We start from the raw sequence: 15438 nt of genomic DNA, 5'->3' as shown, positions 1-15438 counted from the left end.
CATCTGTCTGGGACTGCAGCGCTCCGACGCCGCGGTCATCGGGCACGGCGTGGAGTCGGGCGTGATCAAGCGGCTGCCGCACGGTGAGTTCATCGAGGTCCACACGCCCGCGGCGGAGGACATCGAGGCGCACCTGCGCGGCAAGGAGGCGATCCCGCAGGTCGACGTGGACGCCGACACCGAGGGGATCCCGCCGAGGGGCATGCGTGGCCCGCTGGGCAAGCTGCGCGGGCGGATGTCGAAGGCGTACGGCGGGGAGAAGATCCCGCTGGACGACGGCCACGGGCACGAGCACGGCGAGGAACACGCCGAGATCGGGCCGGGCGGCGACGACCGCAGCCTGACGCACTGACGCACGAAAGCGCCGCCCCGGACCGCATCTCGCGGTCCGGGGCGGCGCTGTTTTTCCGGAGGGCGGCTAGCGCTGCTCGGCGCTGTGGCTGCGCATGAGCTTGTAGACGCCGTACAGGGTCTCCAGCCCGCCGATGATCATCAGGACCACGCCGATCTTCGACGGTGTGAACACGACGATCTCGACGTCGAGTCCGAACTGCCACAGCAACACTCCGCCGACGAAGGTGGCCAGGCCGGTCAGGAGCGTCTTGTGGGCGGGGGCCATGGAGACCTCTTTCGATCACGGGCGGACACAGGGGTCCCTTGCTCCCGTAACGGTAGTGAAGGGCAAGGTCCGGAGGCTTCCTGCGCGCTGAGGAGATCACGCTACATCTTTCGGGTGACGCCGCCGCCCGCCGTCCTCCGGATCTCGCTGAGCGGCCAGGAGGACGCGCGTCACCGCCAGGTGTGCTTCCGCATGGCCCCGACCAGTACGGGCATCGCGACCACCAGGGCGACCCCTCGCAACACGCCCGCGACAGGGTACGGCGCGCGCAACCCGAACGTGTACGCCACCAGCCCACCGGCCAGCGCCCCGAGCGGGATGAGCCCCCATCCGAGCATCTTGTAGACGCTGTTCACCCGGCCGAGCAGGTCGGACGGCACGATCTGCTGCCTGAGGCCGACGGTCACGACGTTCCAGAGCATGGTGACGAAGCCGTTGACCGCCAGCAGGCCGCCGAGCACGACGGCGTTCGGACTCAGCCCGATCCCGACGAAGACGACGACGTTCGTGCCCAGCGCCGTGAGCAGCGCGGGAAGCGCGCCGACCCGCTGGACGGCGCGCGAGCCGACCAGGCCGCCGAGCAGGCCGCCGACCGCGGCCCCTGCCAGCAGCAGGCCGTATCCGGGCACGTCGAGGCGGAGCGTCTGGGTCGCCAGCAGGACGAGTGTCGCGTTGCCGAGCTGTCCGCAGAAGGTGTTGACGCCCAGCAGCACCGCGAGGGTGCGCAGCAGCCGGTGACGGGCGAGCCAGCGCAGGCCGTCCGCGATCGCCGCGCGCAGCGGCGGGTGCTCGATCCGCCTGCGCGTGCGCCTGGGCAGCGTCGCCAGCAGGACGGCGGACAGGGCGAAGGTGGCGGCGTCCATCCCGAACGGCAGCGCCACCGCCACCGCGAACAGCAGGCCGCCGATCGGCGCCCCCGCGAACTGCTGGCCGATCAGCGTGATCGTCTGCTGGTAGCCGTTGGCCTGGTGCAGCAGGGGTCTGGGGACGATGTCGGGCAAGATCGCCTGAGCCGCGTTGGCGACGACGATCTCGCACGTCCCCAGCGCGAAGGCGGTGACGGCCAGCACCGGGATGCCGATGTGCCCGGACGCGGCGAGGACCGCGACGACTCCGGCGATCACCGCCTGGACGGCCTGCGCGCGCCACATGAGGGCGGCGCGGTCGTAGCGGTCGACGAGCGCGCCGGCGGGCAGCGACAGCAGCAGCCAGGGGAGATACGTCGCCGCTGACACGACCGACACGAGCCTGGGATCGTGCGTGAGCGTGACGGCCAGCAGGGGAACGGCGGCGGCGAACGCCCCGTTGCCGACGTTGTTGATCCCCGTCGCCCACCACAACCGCCAGTAGGCCGCCGACAGGCGTGGTTTCGTGTCCTGCTCCATGCCGGGATCCTCCCGGCGCGGGCGCGATCACGACAGCATGTAGGCCGGTGCTACATACTCGAGGCCGTGGCCCTGACGATCGATCTCGGTGTGGCCGAGCTGGCGGCGACCCGGTTCGCGATCTCGCCGCTGTCCGAGACGGTCTCCGCACTGCAGCAGCTCGGCGATCGCGATCGGCAGCCGATCCACCTGCCGTGGCTGCGATGGGCGGCCGACGAGCTGGCCAGGCATCCACTTGACCTCCCGCGCACCTGGCCGCTGATCGTGAGCGACCGGCCGGCCTGGCCGGAGTTCCTGGTCCCTGCCCCGCGCGGCGCGGGGACCTCCCTCGAGGACGACCTGGCGGCGCTGCGAAGGACGACCGCTCCCCAGGTGCGCGCCAGCCTCCTGCGGGTGTTCGGCGACGACCCGCCCGCCGCCGTCGCGGAGCTCGCCGCGCGACCGGTGGCGGGCCTGCGCGCGATCGCCGCGGAGCTGCGTGCGGCGCACGACAGGCTCATCGCGCCGCACTGGTCCAGGATCCGCGCGGTGCTCGAGGCGGATGTCGTCCATCGCGCCAGGCAGCTGGCCGCGGGCGGCGCGGAGAGGCTGTTCACCGATCTGCATCCGGACCTGCGATGGCGCGACGGCCGGCTGATGCTGGGGGGAGCGCGCTGGCGGGCCGAGCGGGCCGTGAACCGGGGGCCGGGCGGGCTGGTCCTCATGCCGGTCGTCCTCGGCTCGCCGTACGTGCTGATCAAGAAGAGCACGTCCACGCAGACGACGGTGCGGTATCCGGCGCGAGGCGTCGGGGCGCTGTGGACGGCGGGGACGCGGGCGCCCGCGGGGAGCGCGGTCAGGCTGCTGGGCCGGGCGCGGGCCGACCTGCTCGAGGCGCTGCGCTCACCCACGACGACGACGGAGCTGGCTCGCGCTCTCGGCGTCACGCCCAGCGCGGTGTCACAGCACCTGGGAGTGTTGCGGGAGAGCGGGCTCGTGGCCAGGGAGCGGTCCGGGCGTCACGTGCTGTACATGACGACCGCGCTCGGTGCGGCCCTACTGGGGACGACGGCGCACTAGAGGCCGTCGCCCGCACCCGGGCTGCCGTGGCCAAGGTGCTGGCCTACGGCGGCCTCGACCGGCCCGCCGGGTTCACCGTCACCGAGGACGGCCAATCGCCCAACGTGCGCCGTATCCTGGTCGACGTCCACGACGAGTACGCCCGGCATGTCGGCCACGCGGACCTGTTTCGCGAGGCGATCGACGGCCTGGTGGGCGAGGACCCGCCCCACCCGATCGGCTGGTCCGCCAAGGACGGAGCATGAGTCCGACCTAGGGTCTGTATGGAGTTCGGATCTTCAGACGATGACCACGTCGAGGTCCGCCTGCCCACGGGCGACGGCCTCAGCGGTCACGGCCTGCATCAGGTGCTCAAAGACGCCCGTCGACGCGCGCTCGTACGGGTCGTAGAGATTATCGTGCTGTGCATGGAAGGGCTGGTCAGGACGCTGACCGGGCTGGCGCTGGTGTCTGAGCACCGGCGCGGGCACGGGACTCTTCCGGGACGCTGAGGTCATCCGGACGGTGCTGCGCAAGGCGGGGCGGTGTGAGTTCAGCGAGCGCCATGGCGGGCTCGCCATCGAGGGCCGTCTCCCCACCGAACCCGACTCCGGATTCATGACTGGTGAGCCGCCGGGCCTGCCTGCTCGGCTCGGCCAGGCGGCTGAGGTCAGGAGGAGCGTCGCTTCTCGTACTCGTCGATGACCTTGCCGAGCTTCGCCAGCCGCTCGGTGAACCACACGTTCTCCGCGCCTGTCGGCGGCCGGTTCGAGTCGACGTACTGGTAGCCGAGGTTGGAGAACATGGCGACGATGTAGGTGCGGCCGCCCTTGCCGGGCAGGGCCTTCACGATCCCCGCGTCGGCGCCGGAGTTGTTCACCCAGCCGTTCTTGTGGGCGTACGTCACCTCAGCCTTCCGGTTGCACGGTCGCACGTCGCGGCCGTACGAGATGCCCTGACCGGGAATCGTCACGGTGCCGTCGGCACCGATCCACCGCGAGGGCGTGAGCTGCGGGATGCCGGGGGCGGGGTAGTCGGCGCCGCACCAGTTGGTGGTGGAGAGGGTGACGTTCATGCCCTGCTCGGCAAGCCTGCTCCTGAAGAACGTGCGGGAGGCGTCGCTCAGGACATCGGCGGTGACACTGGTGCCGCCCGGGGTCTTCCACAGGGTGCCCACCCCGCCGTTGACCAGCATCAGCAGCTTCGCCGTGTCGAGCGAGCTCATGGTGACGGGGTTGCCCCACCGTGCGCCGTTGGCGGGGTTGGTGTTCTTGAGCTGCAGCGTCTCCAGGCCGAGATCCTGGAAGGTCTGGTTGAGGCCGTCCACCGCGCCCTTGTCGTGCAGCAGCTTGACCATGGCGCAGGCGGCGCCGTTGGACGACCAGGTGAGCGTGGCGTCGAGGTAGTTGCGGATTGTGTCGCTGCCGGCCGGGCCGCACAGCGAGCTGACCGTGACCGGCTGGTAGGCGTAGGTGTCGTCGAGCGAGATCTGGCCCTGATCCACCAGCCGCAGCACCCCGAAGGCCACCATCAGCTTCAGCACGGACGCGGGGTAGGGGCTCATGAAGTCGATGGGGGCGTTCTCGCGGCCCGGCACGATGTCGATGCTGCCCTGGCCGCGGTTGGCGTACCAGCCGGCGTCGTCCCACTGCCTCCAGCGGACGTCCGTGGTGTGCAGGTTGCCGTCCACCGGCACGGCCTTGCCGTCCGGGTACTGCGGGCTCATCAGCACGGTGCCGGAGGAGACGGGGCGGCCGAGCCTGTTCAGCTCGATGACGGTCAGGTCGATCTGGGGCTGCTGCCTGATCGGCTCGGCCGCCGCGGCGGCCGCGTGCAGGTCCGCCTTCTGCGGAAGCTGCTTCGCCTCCTTGTCGGCGCCGTCCTGCCGCAGCGCGTTCAGCTCGGCCGTGCTCGTCGGCGGGTTGGTGTCCAGGACTTGCTCGAATTGCTGACGGTCGAGTGCCTGCCGCAGGAAGTGCGCGAGCGTGCTCACCGAGCCGTTGTCCACCTCCGCGTTCGCCGGGGGCGGCGCTACGAGGCCGTACAGCAGTACGGCTGCGGCGGCGAGCCCGGAGAGAGCACGCCTTCGATGGTTTGTGGATCTAGTCAAAATCACCGGACCACTCTAGGCAGAATGATCTCCAATGAACCGTCGAAATGGCATATCTAGTGGTAAGTGCGCTATCCGCGCACCGGGCCGGAGCATGCGTGTCTGAGGGACATCGGCCGTCACTGACGATGCGGCGGTGCAGGCGTTTCGGCTGCTCTAGCGGACTTCAGCTGTGGCGCTCGGTCAGCTGGAAGTGCCAGATGACCATCGCGGGCACGCCGACCACGGCTGCCTTCGCCGCCTCGGGGGCCAGCGCACTCAGGCACCACGGCCACAGGTCCCACGGTCCCAGCGTCGCGGACTCGCCCGTGGTGTCCCCTGGCCGGTCCACCGTCGACATCCGCGGCTCCTCGCACCGCCGTACCCGCAGGCCCACCGGCAGCGCGGCACGCAGGTAGTCCCCGGTCAGGTGGCGATAGCTGGCCACCCGTGCCCGTGCGCCGTCAGGCAGGCGCACCGGCGGGATCACGCCTCGCCCCACCCCTTCGGCGTGGATGTCAGAGATCACCAGGTGCCCGCCCGGACGCAGCACCCTGGAGAACTCGGCCATCACCGGCCCGAGCGAGGGGACATGCGTCAGCGCCAGGGAGCACACGATGAGGTCCACGGCGTCGTCGGCGACCGGCAGGCGGGACAGCTCGCCGAGGCGGAACTCACCCTCCGGCACCCGCTCGCGCGCCCGCGCGAGCATGTCGGGCGAGCTGTCCACGCCGAGGACGTGGTGGCCGCGCGCGGCGAGAGAGGCGGCGACCCGTCCGGTGCCGCACGCGGCGTCCAGGGCCACGCCCACCGGCAGCGTGTCGACGATCGCCTTCACCAGGGGCTCGTCGAAGTCGAACGCCGCGTTGGGGGCGTCATAGGTGTCCGACCAGATCCGGTAACCCTCGACGGTCTCCACGCGGGCGACCTCGACCGCGGCGCTCGCCAGCGACTCGTCGTCCAGCAACCTCCGGATCTCGGCGATGCGCGCCTCGACGAACTCGCGGTCGGAGACGCCCTCCCCTGTGAAGGAGCGCAACAGGGCGATGCCTTCGATGCCGAGCAGGTACGCCAGCGGGTGCTCGTAAGTCACCGGCGCCACGCTAACGAGCCGCCCCCGGCAGAGCCATCGAATTATCCAGGGCGTTCGTTCCCCGCTCAGGCCGTCACCCCGATGCTCGCCCCCGCGGTCAGTCGGATTCGGTGAGGCCGAGGGAGAAGGCGGCGTCGAGGTCGTGCTTGGAGTAGGTGCGGAAGGCGATGTGCGTGGAGGTGGCCAGCACGCCCGGCACCTTGTTGAGCCGCCCCGGGATGATCTCGGCGATCTGCTCGTAGGCGGGCACCCGCACCATGGCCATCAGGTCGTATTCGCCGGTGATCGAGTAGACCTCGCTGACCCCGTCGATCTCGGCGATCGTCTGCGCGATCTCCGGAATCCGGTCCACCTCGGCGTTGATGTGAACGATAGCCGTGACCATGCCCCAACTGTATCGGGTCACCGCAGCGGCCGTCCCTCGCGCCTGGTGCGGTGGTCGAGGCGCTGGTAGGCCAGGTCGATGCGGGCCTTGTGGCGGGCGGCGCCGTGGGCGGGCAGCGCCCAGTCGCCCTCGACCTCGACCAGCCGCACCCCGGGCGACTCGAGCCAGCGCAGGATGCACTCGGTCTCCTCGGCGCTGGCGGCGTGGATGGGCCCGGGGCCGGGGATGACCGTCTCGGCGGTGGCGACGAGGGCCTCGACGAAGGGGGTGGGGTGCGCGCCTCGCGGCATGTGGCCGGCAGCGGTGAGCCTGCCGTAGCGGATGACGTGGATCTCCCAGCCGCCGTCGAAGGCGGGGCTGGCGGCGACCATCTGCGGGATGCGGGTGAGGGCGGTGAGGCGCTGCATGCGGGCGGCGGCGCGGACGTAGGAGGCGAGCCTGTCGCGGTCGACGGAGGCCTCCTCGTAGCGCTGCTCGACCGACAGGCGCTCCATGCGGGCCTCGAGGGCGGTGTAGACCATGGAGACGTCGCTGGCCATCGCGCGGCGGGCGCTCTCGACGTGGAGGGCGTAGTCGGCGGGGCTCTCCCGCCCCTCGCACGGGGCGCCGCAGCGGCCCATCTCGTGCAGGACGCAGGCGGGGCGGGAGGCCTTGAGCGTGAGCCGCTCGGTGCACTGGCGCAGCGGGACGGCCTCGTGCAGGGCCGTGCGGGCGTCGTCGGCGGCCTTGGCGCTGGTGAAGGGGCCGAGGTAGGCGGCGCCGTCGTCCTTGAGCTCGCGGACGATGGACAGCCGGGGGAAGGCCTCGTCGGTCAGCTTCAGCCAGACGACCTTCTCGGGGAAGCGCGACTTGCGGTTGTAGCGCGGCTTGGTGCCGCCGATCATGCGCAACTCCCTGACCTCGGCCTCCAGGGGGGTGGCGCAGACGATGTGGCGGACCTTCTCGGCGATGCCGATCATCTCGCGGATGCGGGGCCTGGTCTCGCTGGCGGTGAAGTAGGAGCGGACGCGGTTGCGCAGGTTGGTGGACTTGCCGATGTAGAGGACCTCGCCGCGCGAGTCTTCGAAGAGGTAGACGCCGGGGGCGTGCGGCACGCTCTCGGCGAGGTGGCGCTTGCGCTGCTGCTCGGGGGTGGGGGCGCGGACGAAGGACTTGAGCTCCTCGAGGGTGTGCACCTGGAAGGAGCCCGCCCTGGCGATGAGGCCGTGGAGCACGTCGACGGTGGCCCTGGCGTCCTGCAGGGCGCGGTGGCACGGCTCGGTGGGGCTGCGGAAGAACCTGGCCAGTGTGCCCAGCTTGGCGTTGGGGATCTCGTCGCGGGTCAGCACCCTGCGCGCCAGGTCGACGGTGTCGACGACGGGATTGGCGGGCGGCGGGTAGCCCTGGGCGGCGCAGGCGGCCTTGATGAAGCCGGTGTCGAAGGCGGCGTTGTGGGCCACCAGCGTGGCGCCCGCGATGAACTCGAGGAAGCTGGGCAGCACCGACTCGATGCGCGGCGCGGCCATCACCATCGCGTCGGTGATGCCGGTCAGCACCGAGATGAACGGCGGGATCGGGCCGCCCGGATCGACCAGGGTCGCCAGTTCGCCGATCACCTCGCCGCCGCGCACCTTCACCGCGCCGATCTCGGTGATCGCGTGCTCGTGCGCCGAGCCGCCGGTGGTCTCCAGGTCGAAAACGACGAAGGTGACCTCGCTCAGCGGAGTGCCGAGCTCGTCGAGAGTGCCTTGAACCGCGTCCACGTTCAAAGACCATAGAGAGGTCGACCGACAGTTATCGGGACGGCATGGCGATCAGCGGGATGACCGGGCCGGCGTCGAACAGGCCGGCGACGGACGGCGCCCCGCCCCGCGGCCACCGCCGTGACGGTAAGGACAGGTTCAGGCCGTGACCTCATGGGGGTCGATTATTCGTTACTCTCCCCTGTATGTCCGGGGGACGACTCGCCGGCCGCTACACCCTGATCAGGCCGCTGGGCAGCGGCGGTATGGGGAAGGTCTGGCTGGCCAGAGACGAGATGCTTGACCGCGAGGTCGCGGTCAAGGAGCTCACCCTGCCCGAAGGGCTCGACGAGCAGGGCAGGGCCGAGGCCGTGGCCAGAGCGGCCCGCGAGGCGCAGGCCACCGCCCAGCTTCGCCACCCCGGCGTGGTCGCCCTGCACGACGTGCTGGTCGAGTACGGCAGGCCATGGCTGATCATGGAGCTCCTGCGCGGCCGCACCCTGGGCGAGGCCATCGCCCAGGACGGCCCGCTGCCGCCCTCCACCGTCGCCAGGATCGGCGCCGACGTGCTGGAGGCGCTCACCGCCGCCCACTCACGCGGCCTGCAGCACCGCGACGTGAAGCCGGGCAACGTCTTCCTCACCGACAGCGGGCGTGTGGTGCTGACCGACTTCGGCATCGCCAGGCAGGAGGGTCAGGCCACGCTCACGCAGGCGGGCCTGATGATCGGCTCACCGGGCTTCATCGCGCCCGAGCGGCTGGAGGGCGAGCCCGGCGGGCCGCCCAGCGACCTGTGGTCACTGGGCGCGACGCTGTACGCCGCCGCCGAGGGCGTCTCGGTCTACGAGGGCTCGGCGATGGAGCGCATCCAGGCGACGCTGACCCTGCCGCCACGGCCGCCGCACCGGTCGGGGCCGCTGGCTCCCGTGCTGACCGCGATGATGGCCCGCCACCCTGCCGCCAGGCCCGACCCGTGGAGCACCGTCCACGCCCTTCGCCAGGTCGCCGCGGGCCAGGAGGCCCCCGTACTGGCGGGTCAGGACCTGACGGTGCCCGGCAGGATCGGCAAGAGGCGCGGCTGGCTGGTGTGGGCGATCCCCGCGACGGCCGTCGTGGTGGCGGCGGCGGTGGCCGCGGCCGTGATCTTCTGGAGGCCCTCTGGGCCTCCCACCGCCTTCACCCTCCCCGTGGACGTGTGCGGGCTGCTGACGCCCGCCCAGGTCGGCGAGGTGCTCGACAGCGGCCAGCCGCCCAAGGGCGTGCAGAGCGCCGTGGAGGGCGCCGACAGGATCGGCGTGGCCTGCAACTGGACCGTCCAGGGCAGGGGCGTGGGCGTGGTCGCCCAGCGCGACTCCGACACCCCTCACCCCTGGTCCATGACCCCCGAGTCCGCGCACCGGCTGCTCGAGAACCAGCGCTCCTACATCGGCAAGTTCCCCGAGCTGCAGTGGTCGTGGAAGGAGATCGGCGCCAAGGGGCCGTTCACCGCGCAGATCGGCAAGACCAAGCCGCTGCAGGGGGTGGGCGAGGAGGGCTACACCTACGAGCTGAGCGCCCAGGGCAGGGTCCACACCGCCGTGGTCTACTACCGTCTGGCCAACCTCGTCATCCAGGTGGAGTTCACCACGCTGGCGAGCAGGCCGACCGACGACCAGGTCAGGCAGACCGCGCTCACCGCCGCGAGGCAGACCGAGCAGGCGCTGCGGAGCCAGGGCTGACGGGCATGGAGTACGTGCTGGCAGGCCGCTACCGGCTCGCGGAACGGCTCGGCGAGGGCGGCGCGGGCACCGTCTGGCGCGCCAGGGACGACAGGCTCGGGCGCGACGTGGCGGTCAAGCAGCTGCGCATCCCGCAGGAGCTCGACGAGACGGGCCGGCGGGCCTTCGTCGACCAGGCCATCCACGAGGCCAGATCGGCAGGACGGCTGCGCGACCCCGCCATCGTGCTGGTCCACGACGTGGTGCTGGAGCAGGGCCACCCCTGGATCATCATGGACCTGGCCAACGGCCGGTCGCTCGACAAGATCGTCAAGGAGAGCGGTCCGCTGCCTCCGCACATCGTGGCCCGCATCGGCCTGCAGGTGCTGTCGGCGCTGGAGGCGGCCCACGCGCACGGCATCCTGCACCAGGACGTCAAGCCCGCCAACATCCTGCTCGACGCCGACGGCACCGCCATGCTCACCGACTTCGGCGTGGCCGCCCCCATGGGCGGCGTGGGCGGCGGCGGCTCGCCCGGTTACATGCCGCCCGAACGGCTCAACGGGCTGCCCGCGGGCCCCGCCTCCGACCTGTTCGCGCTGGGCGCCAGCCTCTACACCGCGGTCGAGGGCAGGGCGCCCTTCCACCGCGAGATGCAGGCCGCGGTGGCCGCCGCCGTCCTGTTGCACGACCCGCCGCCGCCGCTCAGGGCGGGGCGCGAGCTGGGCAGGCTGATCCTCGACCTGCTCGCCAAGGACCCGAACAGGCGGCCGCTGCCGCACGAGGTGCGCCAGCGGCTGAGCGGCTCCCAGAACACCGCCCCGACCGCCTACAGGCCGCGCCGCAAGTGGAAGCTGCCCGCCGCCCTGGCGGCCGTCGCGCTGGCGGGAGGGGGCGCGCTGGTGTACGCCTTCGCCGTTCCCCACGTGGAGCAGGGGCGCTTCGCCGCCGCGCCCGACGCGTGCGCGCTGCTGCCCGAGGCCCAGGTCAGGGCCATGCTCGGCGGCGACGCCCGGCGCGAGACGCCGAGGCAGGGCGAGTGCGTGTGGAAGGTGTGGCAGGGCTCGAGGCCAGAGCGCTCGATCTCCGTGCGGGTCGCCACGCACGCGCCGCAGGGCAGGCACGGCGGGCCCGAGGTCGCCAAGCTGCTGTTCGACAACGACAGGGCGGCCGCCTCCGCCGCGAACGGCACGTCGTTCAGGAAGACCGTCTCCGCCGTCAGGGACGTTCCCGGCGTGGGAGAGGCGGCCTACGCCCAGGACACCTTCGAGACCTATGCCAACTCTGACGACGGCACGGGCAGGGCGTGGTGCAGGGTGGCGCTGCGCGGCAGCAACCTCACCGGCGAGATCGTCTACCACGTCGTGGAGGTCAAGAAGGCCGACGCGGACGCCCAGCGGACGGCCGTCACCGCGGCCGAACAGGTCGCGGCCTCGCTGAACGGATAATCCGGTGCAAGCCTTTTGCAACCAGGACGACTAGCATCCATGCCCATGTCTTGGAATCAGGACGAACCCCCGACCAACCCCTACCGCGCGCCGGACTGGCAGTTCCAGCAGGTGCCGACCGCGCCGGTGCAGCCGCCCCCGCCGCCGCCCAGGCGGCGCGCCTGGGTGCTGCCCGCGGTGGCGGCGGGTGTCGCGGTGGTCCTGGTCGGCGCAGCCGCGGGCGCCTACCTGCTGTACGGCAGGCCGGCCTCCTCCGACGCGCCCGCCAAGCCCACGGCGGGGACCGAGGCTCCCACTCGGCCCGCCGCCACGCAGCCGGCGGCCGCGGCGGTCCTCGACGTCTGCACCATGCTGCCCGTGGCCGAGGTCGACAGGCTGGTGCCGCAGGCGGCCGTCGCCAAGCGCTCGCGCGACGCGGGCTCCGCCGTCTACTCCTACTGCGACCTCAGCAACCGCCGCATCTCCCACGGCGAGTTCTGGCGCAGCCGCGAGATCAAGGCCAGCATCGCCCAGCACAAGGGCGAGGGGCCGAAGACCGGCAGGGCACAGGCGCAGGCCCTGTACGATTCCGAGCTCGGTTTCTTCACCTACAAGGCCAAGAACGAGCCGACCGACGAGAAGAAGGACCCGGGGGAGAAGAACTACAACTCCGCTGTCAAGCACTATCCAGGGGTGGGCGACGGCGCCTTCGGCCAGTACACCTGGAGTCGCGACAAGTCGCTGTGGTACTCCTTCGGCGAGGGCAGGGCCCGCGTGGGCGACATGATCATCGAGGTCAGGTACCAAGCGAGCCAGCAGCGCAAGGACGCCGACTTCCTGTCGTCGAAGACCACCCAGTCGGTCAGCGAGGAGAACGCGCTGCGCGAGGTGGGCGTCCTGCTGACCCACCTGGCCAAGGGGGCGGCCGCGTGGAAGGCCGCGCACCCCGGCGAGCTGGCCAAGGTGGAGCCCAGCCCCTCGCAAACCCCGACCCCCACCCCCTCGCCCAGCGCGTCGCCGACGATCGTCGCGCAGCTGCCGGTGACGTGCAGGCGGATGTCGCCGGCCATGATGAAGCTCGTGCCTGGAGCCACGGAGCGGGCCAAGGCGGGCACCTCGGTCGGGGCGCAGGAGACCGAGTGCCGCTGGCTCAACCTGAACATCCCCGCGGGCGAGGGCCGGCGCAAGATCCTCAGCGCCATGGTCACGATCCAGCTCTTCGCCAACCGCGCCGGGGCCGCCGACTCCGCCGCGGCGAAAGCCCAGTACGCGACCCAGCTCGGAAGCGCCCAGGCCACGGAGAGCAGTGCCCTGGGCGGCCTCCGGTTCGGCAGGATCGAGAAACTGCGCGACCTCGGCGACGAGGCCTACATCCAGTACTGGGTGGACAAGAAGAACACCGTCTTCAACGGCAGCGGCGATGTCCTGGTGCGTGTGGGTCCCGCGCTCGTCCGCGCCTCCCTCGCCGGGGCCGAGCTCGGGGCCGACGAGGCCACCAACTCGCCCAAGGTCAAGGTGCTGGGGGAGAAGGAGGCCCGTGAGGGGGCGCTGACCGTCGCCAGGGCCGTCGTCGACTCCCTCGGCCAGTCGGGGCTGAAGAAGGACGAATGAGAAGGGCAGAGCTGACGCCCACGCGCGTCAGCTCTCCCTCCGCAGCAGGAACGGCTCCAGCAGCCCTGGCACCGCCTGGGCGGCCAGGTCGAGTCCCTCGCTCGCGTCGACGTCGAGCACGTCGTAGTGGCCGTCGCCCGCCGCGGTGGTCGCGGCGACCGTGATGAGGCCGAGGCGGCGCTGGAAGAACGACTGCCTGATGCGCCAGCCCACGATGCCGCCCCTGTCGAGCGCGACGGTCGTGCGCAGCGCCGAGCCCGCCCTCGTGAGCAGGTGGCTGCCGGTCAGGCGGTGCCCGAGCCCTCGGTAGGCGTCCAACGCCAGGGCCGACGCGACAGGCAGCGCGATCAGCGGCAGCGCCCAGGCGGCGGCGGGGATCCAGCCGGTCAGCAGGTCGGCGACGGCCATGGCGGCGGCGAGCGCGGCGACCGTGACCAGTGCCGGCCGTACGCGCCTGCTCCTGGCGGCCTTCGGGTGGGGCCGCAGGTCGTCGAGGCCGCCGGCCATGGCGACAGGCGAGGGAGAGGCGTGCAGGACCCTGGAGGCGACGCGGACCGCCTCGGCGCGGGGCATCGGCGGGGTCAGCGCCGAGACCTCCTCGCTCTCGTCGCCCTCGGCCTTGCGCAGGCCGACGGCCACCGCCCTGACCTTGGCGCCGCCGCCCAGCCTGAGCAGCAGCGGCTCGGCCACCACGACCCCGCGCAGCCTGCCCGTCTCCAGCGTGAGCGAACGTCTGGTGAGCAGCCCCCTGCGCACTCGCAGCGTGCCCGCCTCCCGCTCCAGGCGGTAGCCGCCCCACGTCTCGGCGAACAGGCCCACCGCGCCGACCAGGCCGACCAGCAGGCTGCCCGTCACCACCACGGGCACGGAGATCCACGGGTTGGCGATCAGCCACTCCCACACGGTCTTGGCCATGGAGGCGCTGAACACGTCGAGACCGAAGACGTCCAGCACCTTCTTGATCGCGCCGATCGCCACCGCGCCTCCGACGAAGACCCAGATCGACAGCGGGGCATAGCGGACCCACTGCCACCGCAGCCCGGCGATGGCCTGGCCGCCGTCCTCCTGCGCGCTCTCCCTCGCCGCCACCCCCGACAGGAGGGTACGGCGCAGCGACTCGGCCTCGGCTGCGGCCAGCCCGTTGAGTGTGAGCTCGGCGCTCTCGCCCGAGGTGTGCTCGCCCGTGCCGACCTTGACGACGGCCAGGCCGAACGCCCGCCGTACGACGTCGGCCTTGACGTCGACGCTGCGCACGCGGTCACGGGGGATCGCGCGGTGCTGGCGCGTAAGGATCCCGACGCGCAGTTCGAGCCGGTCGGCCGTGAGCCTGAAGCGGGTGGTGCGCAGGCGCGCCACGCCGTGGACGTAGGCGGCCACCACGACGAGGAGCACCGCGCCCGCCGCTCCGGCGGCCACCAGCGCGTACGGCAGGTCCATGCCGAGCAGGACTCTGGTGGCGCCGATCCCCGCGGGCGCGGCGATGGCCAGCGACAGCACGGCCGTGGCGAGAGGGACCCTGCGGTGGAGCGCGCTCCACACCACCTCGACGGCGGCTTCCTGACGTGTGCTCACGTGGCGTCTCCCGGCGTGGCCTGGGTGATGGCGGTGAGCCTGGCGGCCAGCTCGGCGGCGAGCTCGTGGTCGAGCGCCTCGATCTTGATGGCGCCCGCCGACGAGGCGGTGGTGACGGTCACGTCGGCCAGGCCGAACAGGCGCTGCAAGGGGCCGCGCGCGGTGTCGACGGTCTGGATGCGCGACATCGGCGCGACCCGCCAGGTGTGGGTGAGCCAGCCGGAGCGGACGTAGACCGCCTCGTCGGTGATCTCCCAGCGCTGCACCCTGTAGCAGGCGCGCGGCGCGAGGGCGGCCAGCAGCAGGCAGGCCGCGGCGAGCGCGGCCACCGCGGAGCCCAGCGCCGGCGAGTGCGGGGCGAAGAACCAGTAGCCCGCCACGGCGGCCGCCGCCAGAGGCACCGCCAGGAGGAAGGACTGGACGGTCCACCAGGCGATCGCGCGCGGGTCGGCCAGGTTGCGGGGCGGGCGCAGAGTCACTTCGGCCACGGCTCAGCTCGCCTCCTTCTTCTTCTTCATCGAGTCGCCGGCGGCCAGCAACGCGAAGCCGAGGACGCCGAGGGCGATGCAGGCGAACACCTCGTAGCCTTCGAGGAACGGCAGGCGGTTGACGAGCAGGAGCCCGTGGGCCCATCCCCACCACCCGAGGACGGTGTTGATCAGTCCTCCGACGCCCTGGATGAGCAGGATGGTGCCGGTGATGTCGAGAAAACCCTTCATACGTCCCAGGCTGCTGTTCCGGGCCGGCCAGGGGCGTCGGCCAGAGGTTGAGAGCGGCATCGACTTTGGTCGGTGTCGGCGG

At 71.8% G+C, this 15438-nt stretch carries 15 protein-coding genes and 1 pseudogene; 6 read left to right on the top strand and 10 right to left on the bottom strand.

Features of this window, described 5'->3' with window-relative positions:
• Positions 1-352 (top strand): annotated as a pseudogene (locus tag ABFX50_RS44605) (cytochrome bc1 complex cytochrome b subunit); the annotation flags it as partial.
• Positions 353-418: 66 nt separating this feature from the next.
• Here ABFX50_RS44605 and ABFX50_RS44600 read toward each other — a convergent pair.
• Entirely contained in the window at positions 419-619 is a 201-nt protein-coding gene (locus ABFX50_RS44600; RefSeq protein WP_346155698.1) for a DUF5708 family protein, read from the bottom strand.
• Between the two features lie 170 nt (positions 620-789).
• Entirely contained in the window at positions 790-2004 is a 1215-nt protein-coding gene (locus ABFX50_RS44595; protein WP_346155697.1) for an MFS transporter, read from the bottom strand.
• Between the two features lie 66 nt (positions 2005-2070).
• Here ABFX50_RS44595 and ABFX50_RS44590 point away from each other — a divergent pair, with 66 nt between their 5' ends.
• Positions 2071-3063 (top strand): DUF5937 family protein, encoded by a 993-nt coding sequence (locus tag ABFX50_RS44590; RefSeq protein ID WP_346155694.1) that lies wholly within the window; start codon positions 2071-2073, stop codon positions 3061-3063.
• A gap of 26 nt (positions 3064-3089) precedes the next feature.
• Positions 3090-3308 carry a mycothiol transferase gene (locus ABFX50_RS44585; protein ID WP_346155691.1) on the top strand — a complete coding sequence of 73 codons (219 nt, stop codon included), beginning with the start codon at positions 3090-3092 and terminating at the stop codon, positions 3306-3308.
• Between the two features lie 33 nt (positions 3309-3341).
• Here the strand turns inward: ABFX50_RS44585 and ABFX50_RS44580 are convergent, their stop codons facing one another.
• The 5 genes from ABFX50_RS44580 to ABFX50_RS44560 form a co-directional block, all read right to left on the bottom strand.
• Positions 3342-3533 (bottom strand): hypothetical protein, encoded by a 192-nt coding sequence (locus ABFX50_RS44580; RefSeq protein ID WP_346155689.1) that lies wholly within the window; start codon positions 3531-3533, stop codon positions 3342-3344.
• A 179-nt stretch (positions 3534-3712) separates the two neighbouring features.
• Entirely contained in the window at positions 3713-5035 is a 1323-nt protein-coding gene (locus tag ABFX50_RS44575) for a serine hydrolase (RefSeq protein WP_346155685.1), read from the bottom strand.
• A 283-nt stretch (positions 5036-5318) separates the two neighbouring features.
• Entirely contained in the window at positions 5319-6224 is a 906-nt protein-coding gene (locus ABFX50_RS44570; RefSeq protein ID WP_346155682.1) for a class I SAM-dependent methyltransferase, read from the bottom strand.
• A gap of 97 nt (positions 6225-6321) precedes the next feature.
• Complete coding sequence (locus ABFX50_RS44565; RefSeq protein ID WP_346155679.1) at positions 6322-6609, bottom strand: Lrp/AsnC family transcriptional regulator; 288 nt, start codon at positions 6607-6609, stop codon at positions 6322-6324.
• Between the two features lie 17 nt (positions 6610-6626).
• On the bottom strand, positions 6627-8351 hold the full coding sequence (locus ABFX50_RS44560; protein ID WP_346155677.1) for a DEDD exonuclease domain-containing protein: 1725 nt from the start codon (positions 8349-8351) through the stop codon (positions 6627-6629).
• 185 nt (positions 8352-8536) lie between these two features.
• Here ABFX50_RS44560 and ABFX50_RS44555 point away from each other — a divergent pair, with 185 nt between their 5' ends.
• The 3 genes from ABFX50_RS44555 to ABFX50_RS44545 are packed head-to-tail and all read left to right on the top strand — an operon-like array spanning position 8537 to position 13065.
• Positions 8537-10048, top strand: a complete 1512-nt coding sequence (locus tag ABFX50_RS44555) for a serine/threonine-protein kinase (RefSeq protein WP_346155675.1) — start codon at positions 8537-8539, stop codon at positions 10046-10048.
• A gap of 5 nt (positions 10049-10053) precedes the next feature.
• A complete protein-coding gene (locus ABFX50_RS44550; protein WP_346155673.1) occupies positions 10054-11475 on the top strand; it encodes a serine/threonine-protein kinase in 1422 nt (473 codons plus the stop codon).
• Between the two features lie 45 nt (positions 11476-11520).
• On the top strand, positions 11521-13065 hold the full coding sequence (locus ABFX50_RS44545; RefSeq protein ID WP_346155670.1) for a hypothetical protein: 1545 nt from the start codon (positions 11521-11523) through the stop codon (positions 13063-13065).
• Positions 13066-13092: 27 nt separating this feature from the next.
• On the opposite strand, the gene ABFX50_RS44540 is transcribed toward ABFX50_RS44545, so the two are convergent.
• From ABFX50_RS44540 to ABFX50_RS44530, 3 genes are read right to left on the bottom strand one after another with little or no spacing between them, the layout of a single operon-like run.
• Positions 13093-14637, bottom strand: a complete 1545-nt coding sequence (locus tag ABFX50_RS44540; protein WP_346155668.1) for a PH domain-containing protein — start codon at positions 14635-14637, stop codon at positions 13093-13095.
• The gene (locus ABFX50_RS44535) at positions 14634-15125 is read right to left on the bottom strand and encodes a PH domain-containing protein (protein ID WP_346155665.1); all 492 of its coding nucleotides are present in this window, start codon (positions 15123-15125) and stop codon (positions 14634-14636) included. Before ABFX50_RS44535 ends, ABFX50_RS44540 begins: the two co-directional genes overlap by 4 nt.
• Positions 15126-15128: 3 nt before the next feature.
• Positions 15129-15356 carry a hypothetical protein gene (locus ABFX50_RS44530; RefSeq protein ID WP_346155662.1) on the bottom strand — a complete coding sequence of 76 codons (228 nt, stop codon included), beginning with the start codon at positions 15354-15356 and terminating at the stop codon, positions 15129-15131.
• Between the last annotated feature and the right edge of the window lie 82 nt (positions 15357-15438).

It is taken from the genome of Nonomuraea recticatena (assembly GCF_039533245.1).
Lineage (GTDB): Bacteria > Actinomycetota > Actinomycetes > Streptosporangiales > Streptosporangiaceae > Nonomuraea > Nonomuraea roseola.
Note: the sequence above shows the minus strand (reverse complement) of the source record. Positions and strands in the feature narration are given on the sequence as shown.

Bases quoted from the DNA above. Each gene is read 5' to 3' on its own strand.
- ABFX50_RS44555 (WP_346155675.1), top strand. From the start codon at position 8,537: ATGTCCGGGGGACGACTCGCCGGCCGCTACACCCTGATCAGGCCGCTG.
- ABFX50_RS44530 (WP_346155662.1), bottom strand. From the start codon at position 15,356: ATGAAGGGTTTTCTCGACATCACCGGCACCATCCTGCTCATCCAGGGC.
- ABFX50_RS44550 (WP_346155673.1), top strand. From the start codon at position 10,054: ATGGAGTACGTGCTGGCAGGCCGCTACCGGCTCGCGGAACGGCTCGGC.
- ABFX50_RS44565 (WP_346155679.1), bottom strand. From the start codon at position 6,609: ATGGTCACGGCTATCGTTCACATCAACGCCGAGGTGGACCGGATTCCG.
- ABFX50_RS44600 (WP_346155698.1), bottom strand. From the start codon at position 619: ATGGCCCCCGCCCACAAGACGCTCCTGACCGGCCTGGCCACCTTCGTC.
- ABFX50_RS44595 (WP_346155697.1), bottom strand. From the start codon at position 2,004: ATGGAGCAGGACACGAAACCACGCCTGTCGGCGGCCTACTGGCGGTTG.
- ABFX50_RS44545 (WP_346155670.1), top strand. From the start codon at position 11,521: ATGTCTTGGAATCAGGACGAACCCCCGACCAACCCCTACCGCGCGCCG.